Below are 21,262 nucleotides of genomic sequence, written 5' to 3'. Positions count from 1 at the left end.
AGGGCCCCGGCGGTTCAGGTTTGCGCGGGCGATGGTCCCAGAGGTTCGGGTCGGTGCGGCGGGGCGGGCCCAGCGGTCCAGGTCCCGTGGCGGGGCCCCGGTGCTTTGGGGCCGCGGGCCGCACTCCGGTGGTTCAGGCCCGTGTGGCGGGCGTGGCCCCAGCAGTTCCGGTTCGTGTGGTTCGGGCCGCGCGGACCAGGCGTATGTAGCGGTCCCAGTCCCAGTGGGGGCCCGGGTCCGTGTGGTCGGCGCCCGGTACCTCCACGTGGCCGATGATGTGCTCCCGGTCGACGGATATGCCGTACCGGCCGCAGATCCCGGCCGTCAGCCGCGCCGAGGCGGCGTACATCGCGTCGGTGAACGACGAGGCGTCGTCGACGAAGCCCGCGTGCTCGATGCCGACGCTCCGCTCGTTGTACGCCCGGTTGCCCGCGTGGAAGGCCACGTCCAGCTCGCGGATCATCTGCGTGACATGCCCGTCCGCGCCGACGATGTAGTGCGCGGCGGCACCGTGCCCCGGGTCCTGGAAGACCTTCACCGCGCTCGCGTAGCTGCCCTGCGTGACGTGGATGACGACCCGGTCTATCCGGTAGTCGTCCGGGCGGTCCGCCGCCCGGTAGTTCGCCGGGGAGGCCGCCACCCACCGCGCGCCCACGAAGTCGACCGCGCCCGCCACCCGCGGCTTCTGCGCGCCGGGCAGCCGCCACCACAGCCGGGCCAGCCCGCTGCGCTCCAGCGCCGCCCCGCCCACCACCACCGCGGCCCCGCCGACCAGCAGGGCCCGCCGCCCCAGCCGCCGCCCCCGCGCATCCGTCGCGTCCGTTTTCTTCGCCCCCATGCGATCTTCAACGCATCTCGGACGGCCCCGGTTCCCGCGCCCCGTACCCTGGAAGGGCTATGACTGACACCTCGCAGCGCTCCCGCCCCCTCCGCGTCCTCGCCGCCATGTCGGGCGGGGTCGACTCCGCCGTCGCCGCCGCGCGCGCCGCGGAAGCCGGCCACGACGTCACCGGCGTCCACCTCGCGCTCTCCGCGAACCCGCAGTCCTTCCGTACGGGCGCGCGGGGCTGCTGCACCATCGAGGACTCGCGCGACGCCCGCCGCGCCGCGGACGTCATCGGCATCCCCTTCTACGTGTGGGACCTCGCCGAGCGCTTCCGCGAGGACGTCGTGGAGGACTTCGTCGCCGAGTACGAGGCCGGCCGCACCCCGAACCCGTGCCTGCGCTGCAACGAGAAGATCAAGTTCGCCGCGCTGCTGGACAAGGCGCTGGCCCTCGGCTTCGACGCGGTCTGCACCGGCCACTACGCCAAGGTGATCGTGAACGACGACGGCACCCGCGAGCTGCACCGCGCCTCCGACATGGCCAAGGACCAGTCGTACGTCCTAGGGGTCCTCGACGACCAGCAGCTCGCACACGCCATGTTCCCGCTCGGGGACACGCTCACCACCAAGGACGAGATCCGCGCGGAGGCCGAGCGGCGGGGCCTGGCCGTCGCCAAGAAGCCCGACTCGCACGACATCTGCTTCATCGCCGACGGCGACACCCAGGGCTTCCTGGCCCGCCGCCTGGGCAAGGTCGAGGGCGACATCGTCGACGAGTCGGGAGCGGTCGTCGGCAGCCACGAGGGCGCGTACGGCTTCACCATCGGCCAGCGCAAGGGCCTGCGCATCGGCACCCCGGCACCCGACGGCAAGCCGCGCTACGTCCTGGACATCTCCCCGGTCACCAACACGGTGACGGTCGGCCCGGCCTCCGCCCTGGACGTCACCGGCCTCACCGCGATCAAGCCCCGGTGGTGCGGCACGGCCCCGTCCGGCCCCGGCACCTACACCGCCCAACTGCGCGCCCACGGCGGCGAGACCGAGGTCACCGCCGAACTCGTCGGCGACGAACTCCGGGTCGCCTTCACCGAGCCGGTCCGCGGCGTGGCCCCCGGCCAGGCGGTCGTGCTGTACGACGGCACGCGCGTGGTGGGCTCGGCGACCATCGCCGCGACGGCCCGGGCGAAGGAGCCGAGCACGGCATGATCCGGACGAGACGCCCTAGGACCGGCGTTCCGCCGTCTCCTTGATGCCGGTCAGAGTGGCGTCCATGCCCTGGCCGAGCTGGTCCAGGCGGTAGGCGATGATCGCCTCCTCCTGGTCGGGGGCGCGGTCGATGTACGCGCTCAGGCCGGAGCGGCCGGGCCCGATCGTGACCGACTGGCGCAGCACGGTGCCCCCCTCCGGCGCCGGGGTGAGGGCGAAGGACCAGGTGGCCATCCGGTCCTTCTCGTCCTCGGAGGGCCTGCCGTAGCGTCCGTCGGGGTCCAGCACGCACCAGCTCAGGCTGCGCTCCGGGACCGCCTCCGTGATGTGGGCGAGGGTCCGCCACTCGCCCACGAACGGATTCTGGTTGTGCCCGACGTAACGGGCGCCCGGCGCCGGCCGGTCGGCACCGTCCTGCCACTCCACGCGCACCAGCTCCGGACTCCATCCGGCCATCGCCTCGACGTCGGTGACGACTTCCCACACCCGCGAGGGTTCCGCCGCGATGTGCACCTCGCGGTCGGTGCCGGGCTGGTCGGCGTAACGCATGGCTGCTCCCCATGCGGGTGCGGTCGTTCGCCGCCCCCGCGCAGGGAGTCTAGGGTCGCCAACTCTTCCTGAAATACGTTGGGTTGGTCACACGGGTGTCAGTTCGGACACCAGCCGGGCAGCCGTCGGCGCCGGAACGCCGTACCGCTTCGCGGCGCGCAGCACGGCGCCGCCGATCGCGTCGAGTTCCAGGGTGCGGCCCGCCTCGGCGTCGCGCTGCATCGAGGACTTCATCCCGGCCGGAAGCGTGTCGTACATCGCCAGGGTCCGGTCCGCGTCGAGCGGCGCCCCGGCGGCGCGGCCGATGGCGGTGATCTCGGCGACGAGGGTGAGCAGTTCCTCGCGGTGGCCGGTGCGGACCGTGCCGATGGGGGCGTCGTAGCGGGTGGTGAGGAGGGCGAAGGGGGCGAGGAAGGCCAGCTTCGCCCAGAGGGCGGCGGTCTCGGACTCGGCCAGGCGGGTCCGTACCCCGGCGGACTCCAGCACGGCGGCCAGGCCGGTGAGCGGGCGCGCGGTCGTCCCGGCCAGATCGATCTCGGTGAACGGGCTGCCGTGCTCGATGACACCGGGCGCGACGCGGGTCGACTCGACGCGGATGACGCCCGCGGCCACCCGGTCGTCGCCGTAGCGGCGGCGCAGGGTCTCGGGGTGCTCCACGCCGTTGAGGAGCGGCAGGATGAGGCCGTCCGTGCCGAGCATGGCCGGCGGGACCCGGTCCAGCGCGGCGTCCAGGCTGGTGTGCTTGACGGCCACCACGCACAGGTCGACCCGTTCCCGCAGCTCGGTGTCCGCCTCGACCTTGGCGGTGAAGTCCCCGAACTGGGCGCTGTGCACCCGTACCCCGCCCTCACGCAGGGACCGCGCCGTCGCGTCCCCGGCCAGGCAGATCACCCGGTGACCCGCCCGGGACAGCAGCGCGGCGAGCAGTCCGCCGACGCCGCCGGGGCCGAGCACGGCCACGGTCCAGGGGCGGGGAGCGTTCTTCGCGGAAGTGGCTTCGGTGGCGTCGGGAGTGGTGCTGGGCATGGCTGCGGTGTCCCTTCCGGTGGCGGTCCGGTCGCGGGGCGGCAGCCGTTGGGCGGGCCGCCGTCCCGGTGGGGGCCAACAATGACGAGGCGCGGCGCATTTCCGGCCCCGGCCCGTCGCGCCGCCGAGGGGGAGCGTGCCGGGGCAGAGTGAGAGGGCCGGGCCGCGCGCGGACGCGGAGGCCGGCCGCGACCGGGCACACGGTCGTCCTGGCCGACGCCCGGCTGTCGGGCTGTCGGGCACGAAAACACCGCACGGCCGCGACGGCCCGGGGCCAGGCGGGCGTGAGGACGTGCGGCACCGTCCTGCTCAGGACGCGAAGAACTCCGCCAGCACCGGCGCCAGCGCCTCCGGCTCCACCGCGTGGGTCTGGCCCTCCAGGGCCCGGTACGTGCCCCGGGGCGCGGCCTCCGCGACCGCTCTGGCCGCCTCGCGCAGCCAGGCCGGGCTCGCGCTGCCCGCCACGGACAGGACCGGCACGGTGACCGAGGCCAGCAGGTCGCGGGGGACCAGTCCGTCCCCCATCACGGCGTCGTCGTGGGCGAGCGTGGGCGCGATCGCCTCCATGCCCGCCCACATGGGGGACTGGCGGGCGCTGGCGATCATCTGCGGGGCCAGCCCGGTCAGGAGCAGGAACAGCTCCACCGCGTCCCCGCGCCGGCCCTCGGCGAGCGCCGCGGTCAGCTTGCCGGTGTACTCGGCGCGCTCCCGCTCGCCGCCCTGGTACACCGCGAACGGCGGTTCGTAGACGGCGACCTGACGGACCGGCAGTCCGCTCGCCGCCGCCCGGAGGGCCAGCGCGCCGCCGGAGGAGACGCCGTACAGCGCCGCCTCGCCGCCCACCGCGTCGATCAGCACGGCCAGGTCCTCGACCTCGCGTTCCACCGCGTAGGGCGCCGTGTCCCCGCTCCCGCCGCGGCCCCGGCGGTCGTAGACGACGGCGTCGAAGCGGTCCGGCAACGCCGCCGCCAGCGGCGCCAGCGTGGCCCCCGTCGACATCGCACCGCTGACGAGGACGACCACCGGGCCCTGCCCGGTGCGGTGGTAGGCGAGGGGTGTGCCGTCACGCGAGACGGTCTTCTTGTCCATCCCAGTCATGCCAGTCATGCCAGTGAAGACTGCCACGCCGCGGCGGCCTCACCGGGTCACAACACTTCCAGGTCGTAGAAGCACAGGTGGTCCTTGATCTCGGCGACGTCCGGCTTCGGGGCGGGGTAGGCCCACACCAGGTCCGCCGCGTCGGGCAGGGACCAGTAGGACGCCGTGCCCTTGAAGGGGCAGTACGTGTGCGTGTCGGACGCCGTCAGAAGGTCGAGGCGTACGTCCTCGGGCGGCAGGTAGTAGCGCGGGGGGCATCCCGTCTCGCGCAGTACCAGGGCGCGGTCGCTCTCCGCGAGGACCTGGCCGCCGCGCACCACACGCACGTGCTCATCGCTCTTGTCGATCGTGATCGTGTGTCCTTGGGTCATACCGGTACAGCACCCGCCGGCTCCCGCTTCTTCCCGCCCGCGGGGCCGGTTGCCCCGCCGCGTACCGTGGGCGCATGAACATCTGCGTCTTCCTCTCCGCCGCCGATCTCGACGACCGCTACACCCGCCCCGCGCGGGACTTCGCCCGGCTGATCGGCAAGGGCGGGCACAGCCTGGTCTGGGGCGGATCGGACACCGGGCTGATGAAGGTGGTCGCGGACGGTGTGCAGGAGGCGGGCGGCCGGCTCGTCGGCGTGTCGGTCGACTTCCTGTCGGCGAAGGCGCGGCCCGGCGCGGACGAGATGGTGATCGCCAAGGACCTCGCCGAGCGCAAGAAGCTGCTCCTGGAGAAGGCCGACGCGGTCGTGATCATGGTGGGTGGTACCGGGACGCTCGACGAGGCCACCGAGATCCTGGAGCTGAAGAAGCACGGCCGGACCGGCAAGCCAGTGGTGCTGCTGAACTCCGACGGCTTCTACGACGGCCTCAAGCAGCAGTTCCGCCGCATGGAGGAGGACGGGTTCCTGCCCCGGCCGCTCGCCGAGCTGGTGTTCTTCGCCGAGGAGCCGGCGGGCGCGATGGCGTATCTGGACGAGGCGCTCGGCGGCAGCTGAGCCGGTGGTGCGAGCATGGCGGGCATGGCTACTCATCTGATCACCGGTGCCGGCTCCGGCATCGGCGCGGCCGTCGCCCGCCGCCTGTACGCGCGCGGGGACGAACTCGTGCTGCACGCGCGCGACGCCGGGCGGGCCAAGGAACTGGCCGCCGCGTTCCCCGGGGCCCGGACGCTCGTCGGCGACCTGGCCGACCCCGACCGGCTGAGCTGGGCGTTCTCGCACCAGACGCTGCCCGACCGGGTGGACTCCCTGCTCCACATCGCGGGCGTGGTCGACCTCGGCCCGGTCGGCGAGCTCACCCCGAAGACCTGGCGCCACCAGCTCGACGTCAATCTGATCGCCCCCGCCGAACTGACCCGCCACTTCCTGCCCCAGCTGCGTGCCTCGCGCGGCCACGTGGTGTTCGTCAACTCGGGCGCGGGCCTGAGCGCCCACGCCGACTGGTCCGCGTACGCCGCCTCCAAGCACGGCCTGAAGGCGCTGGCGGACTCGCTGCGCCACGAGGAGCACGCCAACGGCGTCCGGGTCACCTCGGTCTACCCGGGCCGCACCGCCAGCCGTATGCAGGCCAAGGTGCACCAGCAGGAGGGCAAGGAGTACGACCCCGGGAAGTGGATCGCCCCCGACTCCGTCGCCACGACCATCGTCATGGCGCTCGACCTGCCGCGGGACGCGGAGGTCAACGACCTGACGGTCCGCCCGGGCCTGTGACGGACGGCGGGGGGCGGTCCCCGAAGACCGCCGCCCCCTGAGGCGGTCCTGTCCCCGCGGGGTTGCGTAGTCTTCCCGGGTGAACGAGAACAGCCAGTTCAGGTTCGGTGCCGCCACCGGCGTCGGGTCCATGCCCGGTGGGGACGCCCGGGAGGCCGTCAGGACGGTCACGGGCACCTTCGAGGATTTCCCCTTCCTGCCCGAGCTGCCCGCACGCGGGCCCGGCGCCGACATGATCGGGCGCAGCGCGGGGATGCTCGTCGAGCTGTACGCGCGCGTGGAGCCCAGCGGCTGGCGGCTCGGCGACCGGCCGGGCCGGGACACCAGGCGGGCGCGGTCCTGGCTCGGGGAGGACCTCGACGCCCTGGAGGAGTTCACCCAGGGGTACGAGGGCGCGCTGAAGGTGCAGGCGGTCGGGCCGTGGACGCTCGCCGCCGCCCTGGAGCTCAGGAACGGCGAGGCGGTCCTGTCCGACCCCGGCGCCTGCCGGGACCTGGCCGCCTCGCTCGCCGAGGGGCTGCGGCTCCATCTCGCGGAGGTGCGCCGGCGCGTTCCCGGCGCCGGGCTCGTCCTCCAGCTCGACGAGCCGTCCCTGACCGCCGTCCTGCGCGGGCAGGTGCGGACCGCCAGCGGCTACCGGACCCACCGCGCCGCCGACCGGCAGATCGTGGAGGCCACGCTCCGGGACGTCCTTGGGGCGCACGACCAGGGACCTGTCGTGGTCCACTCGTGCGCTCCGGACGTCCCGCTCGCCCTGCTGCGCCGCGCGGGCGCGACGGCGGTCTCCCTGGACGTCTCGCTCCTCACCGAGCGGGACGACGAGGCGATCGGAGAAGCGGTCGAGGCGGGCACCCGGCTCTTCGCCGGTGTCGTCCCCGGCACGGACGGCCCGTTGTCGGACCCTGCCGGTAGCGTCATGGGTGTCAGGACGATGTGGCGCAGGCTGGGGCTGCGGCCGGAGCTTCTCGCCGAGGCGGTCACGGTCACCCCGGCGTGCGGACTCGCGGGCGCTTCCCCCGCGTACGCGCGCCAGGCGCTCGCCCACTGCGTCCGGGCGGCGAGATCGCTCGCGGACAACCCAGAGTAACGGGAGGACAACACGGTGGCCGGCGACAAGCAGCAAGCGGAAACAGCGGTGCCCGTCGAGGCACGGGAGAAGCACGCGCGGCTCGCGGAGCAGGTCGAGGAGCACCGCTTCCGGTACTACGTCAAAGACGCTCCCGTCATCAGCGACGCCGAGTTCGACCAGCTCCTGCGCTCGCTGGAGGCGCTGGAGGAGGAGTACCCGGAGCTGCGCACGCCCGACTCGCCGACCCAGAAGGTCGCCGTGGCGTACGAGACCGACCTCGCCGAGGTCGAGCACCGCCAGCGGATGCTCTCCCTCGACAACGTCTTCGACGACGAGGGGCTCGCCGCCTGGGCGGACCGCGTCGCCAAGGACGTCGGCACCACCGGCCATCACTTCCTGTGCGAGCTCAAGGTCGACGGCCTCGCGGTCAACCTGACCTACGAGGACGGCAGGCTCACCCGCGCGGCCACCCGCGGCGACGGCCGCGTCGGCGAGGACATCACGCCCAACGTCATGACGATCGCCGAGATCCCGCACCGGCTGAACGGCGAGCGCGTGCCGCGTCTGGTGGAGATCCGCGGGGAGGTCTACTTCCCCATGGAGGCCTTCCAGGACCTCAACGCCCGCCGGGTCGCGGCCGGCGAGAAGCCGTACGCCAACCCCCGCAACTCCGCCTCCGGTTCGCTGCGCCAGAAGGATCCCAAGGTCACCGCGACGCTGCCGCTGCACATGGTGGTCCACGGCATCGGCGCCCTGGAGGGTTATGAGGGCCTCACCCGCCTCTCCGAGGCCTACGAACTGCTGAGGTCCTGGGGCCTGCCCACCTCCCGGCACAACAGGGTCGTCGACGACCTCGACGGCGTCCGCGCGTTCATCGCCCACTACGGCGAGAACCGCCACTCCGTGGAGCACGAGATCGACGGTGTCGTCGTCAAGCTCGACGAGATCCCGCTCCAGGGCCGCCTGGGCTCGACCTCCCGCGCCCCGCGCTGGGCGATCGCGTACAAGTACGCGCCGGAGGAGGTCAACACCAAGCTCGTCAACATCCGGGTGGGCGTGGGCCGGACCGGCCGGGTCACGCCGTACGCGCAGGTCGAGCCGGTCACGGTGGCCGGTTCCGAGGTCGAGTTCGCCACCCTGCACAACCAGGACGTCGTCAAGGCCAAGGGCGTGCTCATCGGCGACACGGTCGTGCTGCGCAAGGCCGGTGACGTCATCCCGGAGATCCTCGGGCCGGTCGTCGACCTGCGCGACGGCAGCGAGCGGGAGTTCGTGATGCCGGCCGAGTGCCCCGAGTGCGGTACGCCGCTCAGGCCGATGAAAGAGGGCGACGTCGATCTGCGCTGCCCCAACGCGCGGGCGTGCCCGGCCCAGTTGCGCGAGCGCCTGTTCTACCTGGCGGGCCGCAAGGCGCTGGACATCGAGCACTTCGGCTATGTCGCCGCGGCCGCCCTCACCAAGCCGCTGGAGCCCTCTGAGCCGCCGCTGAAGGACGAGGGCGACCTGTTCGACCTGACGGTCGAGCAACTGCTCCCCATCAAGGCCTACGTTCTCGACCAGGACAGCGGTCTGCCCAAGCGCGACCCGAAGACCGGCGAGGAGAAGGTCGTCACGGTCTTCGCCAACCAGCAGGGCGAGCCGAAGAAGAACGCGCTCGCGATGCTGGAGAACATCCGGGCCGCCAAGCAGCGCCCGCTCGCCCGTGTGCTCACCGGCCTGTCGATCCGTCATGTCGGGCCGGTCGCGGCCCAGGCGCTGGCCCGGGAGTTCCGCTCCATCGACCGCATCGAGCGGGCCGGTGAGGAGGAGTTGGCGAACACGGAGGGCGTCGGCGCGATCATCGCCGCCTCGCTCAAGGAGTGGTTCGCCGAGGAGTGGCACCAGGAGATCCTGCGCAAGTGGCGGGAGGCCGGCGTCCGCATGGAGGAGGAGGGCTCCGGCGAGGACGAAGGCCCGCGCCCGCTCGAGGGATTGACGGTCGTGGTGACCGGAACCCTCGAACAGTTCACCCGCGACGGCGCCAAGGAGGCGCTGCAGAGCCGGGGAGCGAAGGTGACCGGCTCGGTGTCGAAGAAGACCTCCTTCGTGGTCGTGGGTGACAACCCCGGTTCGAAGTACGACAAGGCGATGCAACTGAAGGTGCCCGTTCTGAACGAGGACGGTTTCGGCGTCCTTCTGGAGCGCGGGCCGGACGCGGCGGCCGAAGTCGCGCTTCCGACCGGCGAGTAGGGGTTGAACTCCGCCCGTTCGGCGCATACCAGATGCATACGGGTGGCCGGGGCGCATTCGGGCAACCGTCGGCGACCGCTGCCCGTGGAAGCCTTCTGCGGCCTACTGTTGAGCTGTGCGCCCGCCGTGCCCAACCGCGGTCGGGGCATCCCCGTGCTCGTCAGGAGTACGTGGAAGGGTTTTCCAGCGCGGTGCCGTCCAGGGGTTGTGGGGCATCGGGCCGCGTGGCGTGGGCACCGCCGGCTGTGAGAGGGACGGGAATGGAACCGACCGAGAGCGCCGCCCCGCACTCACGGCTGTGCCGGATGGCCGGCGCATGGCAGGGGAGACGGGGGCGGACGCCGGAGCGTCCGGGCGCGACGGAGCGCGCCGGACGCGTTGCCGCCGGACAGTACACCGTCGCCCGCGCCCGCGCCTCCGCACATACGGCCGTCGAACGTTTCTCCGGATTGCCCGGCGACGAACCCGAACGGCACCGGGTCCGCTCCGTGTTGCCCATGGCGATCGTCGCGGTGGCCGGGTCCGCGCTGAGCGCCGGCCTGTACCAGGCGTTCACCGACCACCACGCGCTCTTCCCGTCCGGCACGGCCGGCTGGTCCCTGGCCCTGCTCACCGGCGTCATCGTCGGTCACCTGGTCATGCTCGGCCGGGCCCGCTGGTGGGGCGGCACCGGCTCCGGCGCCACCCTCACCGTCGCCGTGCTGCTGCTCTACGGCTGGGTGCCCGCCGGCATGGTCAGCCTCACCGTCGTCGTCCTGGTCGGCATAGCCCGGCGCCACGACTGGCGGCAGGGCGTGCTGCACGGGTCGGTGGACATCCTCGGCATCGGCGCCGGCGGCCTGATGCTGGGCGCCTTCGGCCGCGTACCGACCGTGGAGAGCCCCTGGAGCCCGGGCGGTTGGACCGCCTCCGCCCTGCCCCAGGTGGTGCTGGCGGCCGGCGCCTACCTCCTGGTCACCCGCGGCCTGCTGTGGTTCGTGCACCACTCCCGCAACGCCGGAGTGCCCACCGTCGCCCGCACCGCCGTGATCAGACAGGGCCTGGTCGCCGTCGCCCTGCTCGGCATCTCCCCGCTGGTCTGCGTCGTCGCCGTGGCCAAACCGGTGCTGCTGCCGCTGTTCGCCGTCCCGCTGATCGCCCTCGACTCCACCCTGTGGATGGCCCGCGCCCGGGCCGAGGAGCAGTTGCGCGACCCGCTGACCGGACTGCCCAACCGGCAGTGGCTCCTGGAGCGCATCTGGACCGCCCTGGACGACGCCGAACGCATCGGCGCCCGGTCCGCGCTGATGCTGATCGACCTGGACCGGTTCCGTTCGGTCAACGACACACTCGGTCATCTCGCAGGGGACCGGCTGCTGTTGCAGATCGCCGACCGGCTGCGGCAGGCGCTGCCGCGCGGGGCGGAGGCGGCGCGGCTCGGCGGCGACGAGTTCGCCGTGCTGCTGCCGGTCGCCGACTCCACGACGTCCGCGACCCGTATCGCCCGCGCCCTGGTCACCGTCCTCAGCTCCCCGCTCGACCTCGACGGGCTCACCCTGGTCCTGGAGGCCAGCGCCGGAGTCGCCGTCTTCCCCGACCACGCACTGGACGCCGAAGGCATGCTGCGCCGGGCGGATGTGGCGATGTACCAGGCCAAGCGGGACCGCACGGGCGTGGAGGTCTACGAGTCCAAGCGGGACTCCAACACCCCCGACCGGCTGGGGCTGCTGGGTGATCTGCGCCGGGCCCTCGACGCCCACGAGGTCCAGCTGCACTACCAGCCGAAGGTCCGCTTCGACGGGCAGGTCGCGGGCCTGGAGGCACTGGTCCGCTGGGTGCACCCCGAGCGCGGCAAGGTACCGCCGGACGAGTTCATAGCGATCGCCGAGTCCTCGGGTCTGATGCCCCATCTGACGGAGTACGTGCTGGAGACCGCGCTCGCGCAGGTCGCCCGGTGGCGGGCTCAGGGCCTGTACGTCCCGGTCGCGGTCAACGTCTCCCCGCGCGATGTGCACATCCCCGGGTTCGCCGGTTCGGTGGCCGCCCGGCTGGCCCGGCACGGCGTGCCGGCGGGAGCGCTCCAATTGGAGATCACCGAGCACGTCCTGCTGGAGGACCCGCAGCGGGCCGCCGACACCCTGCACGCGCTGACCGGGCACGGCGTGAAGATGTCCCTGGACGACTTCGGCACCGGCTACTCCTCGCTGGTGCACCTGCGCCGGCTGCCGGTGAGCGAGCTGAAGATCGACCGCTCGTTCGTGGCCCGGCTGGCGGTCGACACGGAGGACGCCGAGATCGTGCGCTGCACCGTCGACCTCGCGCACTCCCTGGGGCTGCTGGTCGTCGCGGAGGGCGTCGAGGACGACGAGACCTGGGAACGGCTGCGGGACCTGGGCTGCGACGCCGTACAGGGCTGGCTCGTCGCGGCCGCGATGCCGCCGGAGGAGACGACGGCGTGGCTGCGGGCGCGCGGATCCCGCGGCTGGCAGCGACCCGCCGCCGCGCTGCCCGCGGCGGCGGCCGACGAGTGACCCTCCCGCCCGTCCGCCGGTGCTGAGAGCGGGCCGGGCCCGCCCTGCTCAGCGCGTGCCGTGCGGCACGAAGTGACCGATCAGCAACGCGAGTCGGCGCTCGTGGGCATCCTCCGGCAACCGGCCGCTGCGCATCAGGGTCACCAGGCCGTGCAGCCCGGCCCAGTACGTCTCCGTCAGCAGGCCCAGGTCGTCGCCCTCCGCCGCGACGGGCTCCACGGCCCGCAGCAGTTCGCCGAACGCCTCCCACAGGGCCGCCGGCGCCTCCGGCGTGGCGAACGGCAGGTCCACCTTGTGCGTGAACATCGCGTCGTAGAGGGCGGGCCGCCGCCGGGCGAAGGCGGTGTACGCCTCGCCCACCGCAGCCAGCGCCTCGCGCGCGCCCTTGGCCGCCACACGGGCCGTGTGCACCTCGGCGGCAAGCTCCGCGAAACCCTGGACGGCGACCGCCGTCATGATCGCGTCCTTGCCCTTGAAGTGGCTGTAGAGGACCGGCTGGCTGTACTCGATCTCGGCGGCCAGCCGGCGAGTGGTCACCGCGTCCCAGCCCTCGGCCTCCGCCAGCTCCCGTGCGGCCGTCACGATCAGCCGCCGGCGCTCCGCTCGTTCGCGCTCCCGGCGCGTCTGGATCGACATGCCACCGATTCTAGCAGCGCTAGAACTCCTGCCGAAGCTCTGCTGTCTTCGCTTCAAGTCCTAGCGTTGCTAGCAACAGGAGGAGAGACGTGACCGTCACCGCGTACACGCCGGCCGTCCTGCTCGATCTGTTCTGCGTGTTCCTCGGCTACCGCTTCCTGCTCCGGCCCGGCCCCGCGGCGGCCGGCTACGGCGCACCGGCCGACCCGCGCGGCGACGCCCGCGCCTATCTGTCGATCACGGGCCTGCGGGACGGCACCTTCGGGCTGCTGGGCCTCGTCCTGCTGGCCTTCGCCGGAGCCCATGCCGCGGTGTGGGCCATGGTCGCCGTGGCCCTCGTGCCGCTCGGCGACACCCTGATAGTGCTGCGCAACGGCGGCACGAAGGCCGTTGCCTTCGGGATCCATTTCGCCACCGCGCTCGTTGTACTGCTCAGTGCCGCACTGCTCTTCGCGCTCTGAGCACATCCGACATCCGGCAGGTGGAGTCTCGTCATTGTCGCTGTTCGTGCCGAAGTTCGACGAAACCGTGCTGGTCCGTGACGCTGGGGCCGAGGTGGTCGGCGGGGACCCCGTCGGTGTGAAGCTGCTGGCCGACAGCAGCGCGACCGGGGGCGCGCTGTCCACCGTGCGCGTCACCCTGGCCGAGGGCGCCGACGGGGCCCGGCCCCACCGGCACGACAACTCCGCCGAGATGTTCTTCGCCCTGGACGGGACCGCGGAGCTGCTCTCCGGCGACGACGTGGTCACCGCCGAGCACGGTGACCTGGTCGTCGTCCCGCCTGGCCGGCCGCACTCCCCCAAGCTCTCGACTTCGCTCGAGCAGGGGGGACCCCCATCGCCGCCGCCCCCGACCGCGGGGCCGACCTCCTCATCGTCATCACCCCGGGCGTCGAACTCTTCGCGTACTTCCGCCACCTCCAGCGCATCCGCCTGGGCGAGGTCACCCCGGAGAGCCTGCTGGAGGTGCAGGACCTGTACGACAACCACTTCCTGAGCAGCCGGGCCTGGGACGCGCGCCGCTGAACGCCGGCCCCCGTGGGCGGGGTCCGGCAAACCGTTTCACGGCCACCCCGCCCCGCCCCATAGGATTGGGCCAAAGCACACGCACTCACCCAGAGGATCGCTGCATGCCTGGCATCACGCGCGAGGAGGTCGCCCACCTCGCCCGGCTGGCGCGTCTGGAGCTGAAACCCGAGGAACTCGACCACCTCGCGGGACAGCTCGACGACATCATCGGCGCGGTGGCCCGCGTCAGCGAGGTCGCCGACCAAGACGTACCGCCGACCTCCCACCCGCTGCCGCTGACGAACGTCATGCGCGCGGACGAGGTCCGTCCGTCGCTCACCTCCGAGCAGGCGCTCTCCGGCGCCCCGGCCCAGGAGCAGCAGCGTTTCAAGGTGCCGCAGATCCTGGGTGAGGAGTGACAGCCGTGACGGACATGAACAGCATCATCAGGCTCACCGCCGCCGAGACCGCCGAGAAGATCGCCTCTGGCGAGCTGACGGCCGTCGAGGTCGCCGAGGCCCACCTGGCCCGGATCGAGGCCGTCGACGAGAAGGTGCACGCCTTCCTGTACGTCGACCGCGAGGGCGCGCTCGCCCAGGCCCGCGCCGTCGACGAGAAGCGGGCGCGCGGCGAGAAGCTCGGCCCGCTGGCCGGCGTGCCGCTCGCGCTCAAGGACATCTTCACCACCGAGGGCATTCCCACGACCGTCGGTTCGAAGATCCTCGAAGGCTGGATCCCGCCGTACGACGCGACGCTCACCAAGCGGCTGAAGGACGCCGACGTGGTGATCCTCGGCAAGACCAACATGGACGAGTTCGCCATGGGGTCCTCCACCGAGAACAGCGCCTACGGGCCCACCGGCAACCCCTGGGACCTCACCAGGATCCCCGGCGGCTCCGGCGGCGGGTCGAGCGCCGCGCTCGCCTCCTACCAGGCCCCGCTCGCCATCGGCACCGACACCGGCGGCTCCATCCGCCAGCCGGCCGCCGTCACCGGCACGGTCGGCGTCAAGCCGACGTACGGCGCGGTCTCCCGCTACGGCATGGTCGCCTTCTCCTCCTCCCTCGACCAGGGCGGCCCCTGCGCCCGCACGGTCCTGGACGCGGCCCTGCTGCACGAGGTGATCGCCGGGCACGACCCGCTCGACTCCACCTCCATCGACGAGCCGGTCCCGCCGGTCGTCGAGGCCGCCCGCAACGGCACCGTCGCGGGCATGCGCGTCGGCGTCGTCAAGCAGTTCCGCGGCGAGGGCTACCAGGCCGGCGTCATCCAGCGGTTCGACGAGTCCGTCGAGCTGCTCAAGGAACTGGGCGCCGAGATCGTCGAGCTGGACTGCCCGTCCTTCGACCTGGCCCTGTCGGCGTACTACCTGATCGCGCCGTCCGAGTGCTCGTCCAACCTGGCCCGCTTCGACGGCCTGCGCTACGGCCTGCGCACCGGCGACGACGGCACGCGCTCCGCCGAGGACGTCACCTCCCTCACCCGCGAGGAGGGCTTCGGCGCCGAGGTCAAGCGCCGGATCATGCTCGGCACGTACGCGCTCAGCTCCGGCTACTACGACGCGTACTACGGCAGCGCCCAGAAGGTCCGCACCCTGATCAAGCGGGACTTCGACAAGGCGTTCGAGCAGGTCGACGTGATCGTCTCCCCGACGACCCCGACCACCGCCTTCGCGATCGGCGAGCGCGCCGACGACCCGATGGCGATGTACCTCGCCGACCTGTGCACCATCCCGACCAACCTGGCGGGCAACGCGGCCATGTCGCTGCCCTGCGGTCTCGCCCCGGAGGACAACCTCCCGGTGGGCCTGCAGATCATCGCCCCGGTGATGAAGGACGACCGCCTGTACAAGGTGGGTGCCGCCGTCGAGGCCGCCTTCGTGGAAAAGTGGGGGCACCCGCTGCTCGAGGAGGCTCCGTCGCTGTGAGTAAGGCACTCGCCAAGGCCAAGGGCTTCAAGAAGTCCAAGTCCGGTACGTACCTGTCCATGGCCACCACCGCGTTCGGCGCGGTGGGTGTCGCCAAGCAGATCAAGAAGGCCCGCGCCGAGCACGACACGCTGCGCCTGATCGACGCCACCGTGTCCGCCGTAGCGATCGTCACCGGCCTCGCCATCCTCTGCCGCGAGCTGAAGCGGCTGGGCGACGACGACGTCCTGCTGGGCTGAGAGGGAAGTTTTCACCGTGACCACCACGACCGACCTGGAGTCGTACGAGGACGCGCTGGCGTCGTACGACCCCGTCATGGGCCTCGAGGTCCATGTCGAACTCGGCACCGCCACCAAGATGTTCTGCGGCTGCTCGACCGCGCTCGGCGCGGAGCCGAACACGCAGACCTGCCCGACCTGCCTCGGCATGCCCGGCGCGCTCCCGGTCGTCAACGCGACCGGCGTGGAGTCCGCCATCAAGATCGGCCTCGCGCTGCACTGCGAGATCGCCGAGTGGTGCCGCTTCGCCCGGAAGAACTACTTCTATCCGGACATGCCGAAGAACTTCCAGACCTCCCAGTACGACGAGCCGATCGCCTTCAACGGCTACCTCGACGTGCAGCTGGAGGACGGCGAGACCTTCCGCGTGGAGATCGAGCGCGCCCACATGGAGGAGGACACCGGCAAGTCGACGCACGTCGGCGGCGCCACCGGCCGCATCCACGGCGCGTCCCACTCCCTGCTGGACTACAACCGCGCCGGCATCCCGCTGATCGAGATCGTCACCAAGCCGATCACCGGCGCCGGCGAGCGGGCTCCGGAGGTGGCCAAGGCCTACGTCCGTGAGCTGCGCGAGCTCATCCGGGCGCTCGGGGTGTCCGAGGCCCGTATGGAGATGGGCCAGATGCGCTGCGACGTCAACCTGTCGCTGATGCGCAAGGACGCCGACAAGTTCGGCACCCGCTCCGAGACGAAGAACGTCAATTCGCTGCGGTCCGTGGAGCGCGCGGCCCGCTTCGAGATCCAGCGCCACGCCGCCGTGCTGAACGGCGGCGGCACGGTGATCCAGGAGACCCGCCACTTCCACGAGGACACGGGGTCCACGACCTCCGGCCGCATCAAGGAGGAGGCCGAGGACTACCGGTACTTCCCCGAGCCGGACCTGGTCCCGGTGGCGCCCTCGCGCGAGTGGGTCGAGGAGATCCGGGCGGCCCTGCCCGAGCTGCCGCTGGTCCGCCGTACCCGCCTCCTGACGGAGTGGGGCATCTCGGCCACCGAGATGCAGGCGATCCTCAACGCCGGTGCCCTGGACCTCATCGTCGCCACCATCGACGCCGGTGCCGACGCCGCCTCCGCCCGCAAGTGGTGGATGGGCGAGCTGGCGCGTGCCGCCAACGAGTCCGGCAAGGCGCCGGACGAGCTGTCGATCACGCCGGCGCAGGTCGCCCGGGTCACCGAGCTGGTCGCCAAGGGCGATCTGAACGACAAGCTGGCCCGCCAGGTCATCGAGGGCGTCCTCGCCGGTGAGGGCACCCCGGACGAGGTCGTCGACAAGCGCGGCCTGAAGGTGGTCTCCGACGAGGGCGCGCTGACCGCCGCCGTCGACGAGGCCATCGCCGGGAACCCGGCCATCGCGGACAAGATCCGCGGCGGCAAGGTGGCCGCGGCCGGCGCCCTGGTCGGCGCGGTCATGAAGGCCACCCGCGGCCAGGCCGACGCGGCCCGCGTCAAGGAGCTGATCCTGGAGAAGCTCGGCGTCGAGGGCTGAGCCCGCGAACCGTCTAGGGGGGTGCACCGGATCCGGTGCACCCCCCGAGGCATGCCGGTGCGGGGGGACGGCTCCGACCCCCCGTCGGTGCCGTCGGACAGAGGCGCTACGCTCGCGCGCCATGAGTGGACGCGCCGATTCCGAAACGCACCCCGAGATATCCGGGGCCGACGACGTCGAGGCGGCCGGGGCGGAGGGCCAAGCCGAGGGTGACGTCGACGTGGGCCAGGGCGGCGCCGTCGAGGACGACGGCGCCGAGGACGAGGTGGAGGACCCCGCGGAGGTCGCACGCCGCGCCCGGTGGACGGCGGCCGGGGCCGGAATCCTGCTGACGCTCGCCGGACTCGCCGCCTCGCTGCTGCGGCTGTCCCGCTCGGCCTCCGCGCTCGTCCCGGCCGCCTACGCCGCCGGCGCCGCCGTCTGCGCCGTGGCGGCCTTCATCGGCTCCCGGGGACGCACCCGGCGGGCACTGTGGCTGCTGATCGCCGGGGTGATGGTGATGGCGCTCGGCGACCGGCCCGACTGATCGCGCGGTGGACGTCCGGCGGGGCGACAGACTTCATCTGAGTGTCCTGTGAATTGGGTCGCACTGATGTGAATCAGCCCACGAACCGGCTAAACGATCAGATTCGCCTGCAAGAGTGTCTTCAGATTGCTCATGCGTTCTTTGCGGGCTGTTCCGATCATGGACGACTGTTCCCGGTCAAAGATCCACAAATCCCCCCTGGGAGCACGTTCGTGGCAGCCCTAGCGCGCTGGTGTGTCCGGCACCGCCTCGTCGTCGTACTGCTCTGGCTCCTCGCCTTCGGCGGGGTCACCGCTGCCGCCTCGGTCACCGGTTCGGCCTACTCCAACGACTACGAGGTCCCCGGCACCGACTCGGCACGTGCCACCCAGCTGCTCAAGGAGGGCTTCCCGGGACTCGGCGGCGACAGCGACACCGTCGTCTGGCACACCACGTCCGGCACGGTGCGCGCCCCGGACGTCGAGCAGACGATGACCCGCACCCTGGACAAGATCGCCGCCCTGCCCCAGGTGGCGTCCGTGACCAGCCCCTACAAGGACCCGGACGCCCAGGGCTCCGACCAGATCAGCCCCGACGGGCACACCGCGTACGCCACGGTCACCTTCACCCGCCCCTCCCAGGACATCACCAAGCCCCAGGCCGCGGCCGTGGTCGAAGCGGCCAAGGCGGCCGAGACCGGCGGGCTCCAGGTGGAACTCGGCGGCAGCGCGATCAGCCTCACCGCGGCCTCCGGCGACCACACCGCCGAGATCGTCGGCGTGCTCGTCGCCGCCGGGGTACTGCTCGTCGCCTTCGGCTCGCTCGCCGCCGCCGCGCTGCCCATCGCCACCGCGCTCCTGAGCGTGGGCACCGCGCACGCAGCCATCGGACTCCTCGGCCACGCCATGACGGTCGCCGACTTCGCGCCCATGCTGGGCATGCTGATCGGACTCGGCGTCGGCATCGACTACGCGCTGTTCATCGTCACCCGGCACCGGCGCGGACTGAAACGCGGACTCAGCCCCACCGAGGCCGTCACGAACGCCGTCGCCACCACCGGACGCGCCGTCGTCTTCGCGGGTGCCACGGTGTGCATCGCCCTGCTCGGCATGCTCATCCTGCGGCTGGGCTTCCTCAACGGCGTGGCGGTCGCCGCCTCGCTGACCGTCGTCCTCACCGTCGCCGCCTCGGTGACCCTGCTGCCCGCGCTGCTGTCCTTCATCGGCCCGCGCGCCCTGAGCCGCCGCGAACGGCGCCGCCTGGCCGAGCACGGGCCCGAGCCCGAGGTGCCCACCGGGTTCGCCGCCCGCTGGTCGGCCTTCGTCGAACGCCACCCCAAGGCACTCGGCATCGTCGCCCTCGCCGTCGTCACCGTGCTGGCCCTGCCCACGCTCTCCCTCCGCCTCGGCACCTCCGACCAGGGCAACGACCCCAGTACGGCGACCACCCGGAAGGCGTACGACCTCGTCGCCGAGGGCTTCGGGCCGGGCGTCAACGGGCCGCTCACCCTGGTGACCCGGGTGGACGGGGCCGAGGGCAGGCTCGCCCTGGACAACCTCGGTACCACCCTGCGCGCCACCGAGGGCGTCGTCGCGGTGACCCCGGTGACCTACAACTCCGGCGGCACCACGGCCTACCTGAACGTGGTCCCCGACTCCGCGCCGCAGTCCCAGCGCACCAGCGACCTCGTCCACCGGCTGCGCACCGACGTGCTGCCGCGCGCCCAGACCGGCACCGCGCTGGACGTGCACGTCGGCGGGGTGACCGCCGGATACGACGACTTCGCCGGCGTGATCATCGGCAGACTGCCGCTGTTCGTCGGCGTGGTGGTCGGCCTGGGCTGCGTACTGCTGCTGCTCGCCTTCCGGTCCCTCGGCATCCCCCTGAAGGCCGCCGCGATGAACATCGCCGCCGTCGCCGCCGCGTTCGGCGTCGTCGTCACGATCTTCCAGTGGGGCTGGGGCAGCGAGTTCCTCGGCCTCGGCCGGGAGGGGCCGATCGAACCCTTCCTGCCCGTGATCATGGTCTCGGTGCTCTTCGGGCTCTCCATGGACTACCAGGTCTTCCTGGTCAGCCGGATGTACGAGGAGTGGCTGGAGACCGGTGACAACCGGCGGGCCGTCCGCGTCGGGCTCGCCGAGACCAGCCGGGTGATCAACTCCGCCGCGGTCATCATGATCTCGGTTTTCCTCGCCTTCGTCCTCAGCGGCGACCGCGTGATCGCCATGTTCGGCATCGCGCTCGCCTCCGCCGTCGCCCTCGACGCCTTCGTGCTGCGCACGCTGCTCGTGCCCGCCCTGATGCACATGCTGGGCCGCGCCAACTGGTGGCTGCCGCGCCGGCTCGACCGCGTGCTGCCCCGGATCAGCATCGAGCCGCCCGAGTGCCGCGCGGCGCATGAGAGGCTCACGGACGTCGTGGACGCTCTGGCGAAGGAGACGCAGCGGGATGTACGCGATACCTCTGGGTGACGAGGGAGCCGAACTGCGGCCCCTGGAGCCGTGGCACGCCGAGGAGTTCCTCGCGCACCTGGAGCGGGGCCGGGAGTTCGTCACGCGGCACATCCCGTTCGGCGCGAACGCCACGGACGTGGACTCCGCGCGGGCCGTCCTCCAGTCGTACGCCGACAAGCACGCCGCCGACAGCGGCTTCCTGCACGGGCTGTGGCTGGAGGGCAAGCTGGTCGGCGGACTGCTGTTCCGCGTCTTCGACACGGCCACCGGCACCTGCGAGATCGGCTGCTGGCTGGAGCCGGCCGGCACCAGGCGCGGACTCGTCACACGCGGGGCGCGGGTGCTCATCGACTGGGCGTTCGACGAGCGGGACATGCACCGCGTGGAGTGGCACGCCTCCTCCGCCAACGAGGCGAGCATCAACGTGGCGCGACGGCTGGGGCTGACCCGCGAGGGCGTCCTGCGCGAGAGCTTCCCCTACCGGGGCGTGCGCCAGGACATGGAGGTGTGGGCGGTGCTCGCCCCCGAGTGGCGTGAGGCACGGGCGCGCGACGGTCGTTGAGACGGCCGGGCGGGGTCGCCGCCGTCTCCGTATGGGGCGAGGTCCCCTGGCGAGCACTGGCCGCCGCCTTACCCGCGTCCCCCGGTGCCTTACGACCGCCCCGCGGCCCCGCACCACGCGCCTAAGGCACCCCGCACGGGGAAGATGCGGAACTCTCCCGATGTGGCCGCACCCCCTGGGAGACGACAGTGGAG

General features: G+C 72.3%; 20 protein-coding genes and 1 pseudogene. 15 read left to right on the top strand and 6 right to left on the bottom strand.

Annotated elements, in window-relative coordinates:
* Positions 1 to 133: 133 nt before the first annotated feature.
* On the bottom strand, positions 134 to 838 hold the full coding sequence (locus ACWEK3_RS11020; RefSeq protein ID WP_450543524.1) for an N-acetylmuramoyl-L-alanine amidase: 705 nt from the start codon (positions 836 to 838) through the stop codon (positions 134 to 136).
* 59 nt (positions 839 to 897) lie between these two features.
* On the opposite strand from ACWEK3_RS11020, the gene mnmA reads away from it, so the two are divergent.
* Entirely contained in the window at positions 898 to 2,031 is a 1,134-nt protein-coding gene (mnmA, locus tag ACWEK3_RS11015; RefSeq protein ID WP_453249527.1) for a tRNA 2-thiouridine(34) synthase MnmA, read from the top strand.
* Between the two features lie 15 nt (positions 2,032 to 2,046).
* Here the strand turns inward: mnmA and ACWEK3_RS11010 are convergent, their stop codons facing one another.
* From ACWEK3_RS11010 to ACWEK3_RS10995, 4 genes are all read right to left on the bottom strand, one after another.
* Entirely contained in the window at positions 2,047 to 2,580 is a 534-nt protein-coding gene (locus tag ACWEK3_RS11010) for an SRPBCC family protein (RefSeq protein ID WP_453249526.1), read from the bottom strand.
* 87 nt (positions 2,581 to 2,667) lie between these two features.
* On the bottom strand, positions 2,668 to 3,606 hold the full coding sequence (locus tag ACWEK3_RS11005) for a ketopantoate reductase family protein (RefSeq protein WP_453249525.1): 939 nt from the start codon (positions 3,604 to 3,606) through the stop codon (positions 2,668 to 2,670).
* A gap of 309 nt (positions 3,607 to 3,915) precedes the next feature.
* The gene (locus tag ACWEK3_RS11000; protein ID WP_453249547.1) at positions 3,916 to 4,695 is read right to left on the bottom strand and encodes an alpha/beta fold hydrolase; all 780 of its coding nucleotides are present in this window, start codon (positions 4,693 to 4,695) and stop codon (positions 3,916 to 3,918) included.
* Between the two features lie 56 nt (positions 4,696 to 4,751).
* Entirely contained in the window at positions 4,752 to 5,075 is a 324-nt protein-coding gene (locus tag ACWEK3_RS10995; RefSeq protein ID WP_384087435.1) for a DUF427 domain-containing protein, read from the bottom strand.
* A 74-nt stretch (positions 5,076 to 5,149) separates the two neighbouring features.
* Between ACWEK3_RS10995 and ACWEK3_RS10990 the strand changes: the two genes are divergently transcribed.
* From ACWEK3_RS10990 to ACWEK3_RS10970, 5 genes are all read left to right on the top strand, one after another.
* Complete coding sequence (locus ACWEK3_RS10990; RefSeq protein WP_365418429.1) at positions 5,150 to 5,689, top strand: LOG family protein; 540 nt, start codon at positions 5,150 to 5,152, stop codon at positions 5,687 to 5,689.
* A gap of 15 nt (positions 5,690 to 5,704) precedes the next feature.
* Complete coding sequence (locus tag ACWEK3_RS10985; RefSeq protein ID WP_365418432.1) at positions 5,705 to 6,403, top strand: SDR family oxidoreductase; 699 nt, start codon at positions 5,705 to 5,707, stop codon at positions 6,401 to 6,403.
* 79 nt (positions 6,404 to 6,482) lie between these two features.
* Positions 6,483 to 7,490: a methionine synthase gene (locus ACWEK3_RS10980; RefSeq protein ID WP_450543532.1), complete on the top strand. Its 1,008-nt coding sequence runs from the start codon at positions 6,483 to 6,485 to the stop codon at positions 7,488 to 7,490.
* A 15-nt stretch (positions 7,491 to 7,505) separates the two neighbouring features.
* Positions 7,506 to 9,701, top strand: coding sequence for an NAD-dependent DNA ligase LigA (gene ligA, locus ACWEK3_RS10975; RefSeq protein ID WP_453249524.1), 2,196 nt, complete (start codon positions 7,506 to 7,508; stop codon positions 9,699 to 9,701).
* 260 nt (positions 9,702 to 9,961) lie between these two features.
* Positions 9,962 to 12,211 carry a putative bifunctional diguanylate cyclase/phosphodiesterase gene (locus tag ACWEK3_RS10970; protein ID WP_453249523.1) on the top strand — a complete coding sequence of 750 codons (2,250 nt, stop codon included), beginning with the start codon at positions 9,962 to 9,964 and terminating at the stop codon, positions 12,209 to 12,211.
* Between the two features lie 48 nt (positions 12,212 to 12,259).
* Here the strand turns inward: ACWEK3_RS10970 and ACWEK3_RS10965 are convergent, their stop codons facing one another.
* The gene (locus tag ACWEK3_RS10965) at positions 12,260 to 12,847 is read right to left on the bottom strand and encodes a TetR/AcrR family transcriptional regulator (RefSeq protein WP_450543538.1); all 588 of its coding nucleotides are present in this window, start codon (positions 12,845 to 12,847) and stop codon (positions 12,260 to 12,262) included.
* Positions 12,848 to 12,936: 89 nt separating this feature from the next.
* On the opposite strand from ACWEK3_RS10965, the gene ACWEK3_RS10960 reads away from it, so the two are divergent.
* The 9 genes and pseudogenes from ACWEK3_RS10960 to ACWEK3_RS10920 all read left to right on the top strand — a co-directional run bounded on the left by ACWEK3_RS10960 (position 12,937) and on the right by ACWEK3_RS10920 (position 21,068).
* On the top strand, positions 12,937 to 13,308 hold the full coding sequence (locus ACWEK3_RS10960; protein ID WP_453249522.1) for a DUF4267 domain-containing protein: 372 nt from the start codon (positions 12,937 to 12,939) through the stop codon (positions 13,306 to 13,308).
* Between the two features lie 34 nt (positions 13,309 to 13,342).
* Positions 13,343 to 13,872 (top strand): annotated as a pseudogene (locus ACWEK3_RS10955) (cupin domain-containing protein).
* Positions 13,873 to 13,976: 104 nt separating this feature from the next.
* Positions 13,977 to 14,273, top strand: coding sequence for an Asp-tRNA(Asn)/Glu-tRNA(Gln) amidotransferase subunit GatC (gatC, locus tag ACWEK3_RS10950; protein ID WP_100572135.1), 297 nt, complete (start codon positions 13,977 to 13,979; stop codon positions 14,271 to 14,273).
* Between the two features lie 5 nt (positions 14,274 to 14,278).
* Complete coding sequence (gatA, locus tag ACWEK3_RS10945) at positions 14,279 to 15,781, top strand: Asp-tRNA(Asn)/Glu-tRNA(Gln) amidotransferase subunit GatA (RefSeq protein ID WP_453249521.1); 1,503 nt, start codon at positions 14,279 to 14,281, stop codon at positions 15,779 to 15,781.
* Positions 15,778 to 16,020: a hypothetical protein gene (locus ACWEK3_RS10940; RefSeq protein WP_225079584.1), complete on the top strand. Its 243-nt coding sequence runs from the start codon at positions 15,778 to 15,780 to the stop codon at positions 16,018 to 16,020. Before gatA ends, ACWEK3_RS10940 begins: the two co-directional genes overlap by 4 nt.
* 16 nt (positions 16,021 to 16,036) lie before the next feature.
* The gene (gatB, locus tag ACWEK3_RS10935; protein WP_453249520.1) at positions 16,037 to 17,548 is read left to right on the top strand and encodes an Asp-tRNA(Asn)/Glu-tRNA(Gln) amidotransferase subunit GatB; all 1,512 of its coding nucleotides are present in this window, start codon (positions 16,037 to 16,039) and stop codon (positions 17,546 to 17,548) included.
* A 121-nt stretch (positions 17,549 to 17,669) separates the two neighbouring features.
* Entirely contained in the window at positions 17,670 to 18,074 is a 405-nt protein-coding gene (locus ACWEK3_RS10930) for a hypothetical protein (protein ID WP_450543545.1), read from the top strand.
* A gap of 212 nt (positions 18,075 to 18,286) precedes the next feature.
* Positions 18,287 to 20,524: an MMPL family transporter gene (locus tag ACWEK3_RS10925; RefSeq protein WP_453249519.1), complete on the top strand. Its 2,238-nt coding sequence runs from the start codon at positions 18,287 to 18,289 to the stop codon at positions 20,522 to 20,524.
* Entirely contained in the window at positions 20,502 to 21,068 is a 567-nt protein-coding gene (locus tag ACWEK3_RS10920) for a GNAT family N-acetyltransferase (protein ID WP_450543549.1), read from the top strand. Before ACWEK3_RS10925 ends, ACWEK3_RS10920 begins: the two co-directional genes overlap by 23 nt.
* Positions 21,069 to 21,262: the final 194 nt, after the last annotated feature.

This window comes from Streptomyces sp. NPDC004721 (genome assembly GCF_053601495.1).
This window is presented reverse-complemented; position numbering and strand designations above follow the sequence as displayed.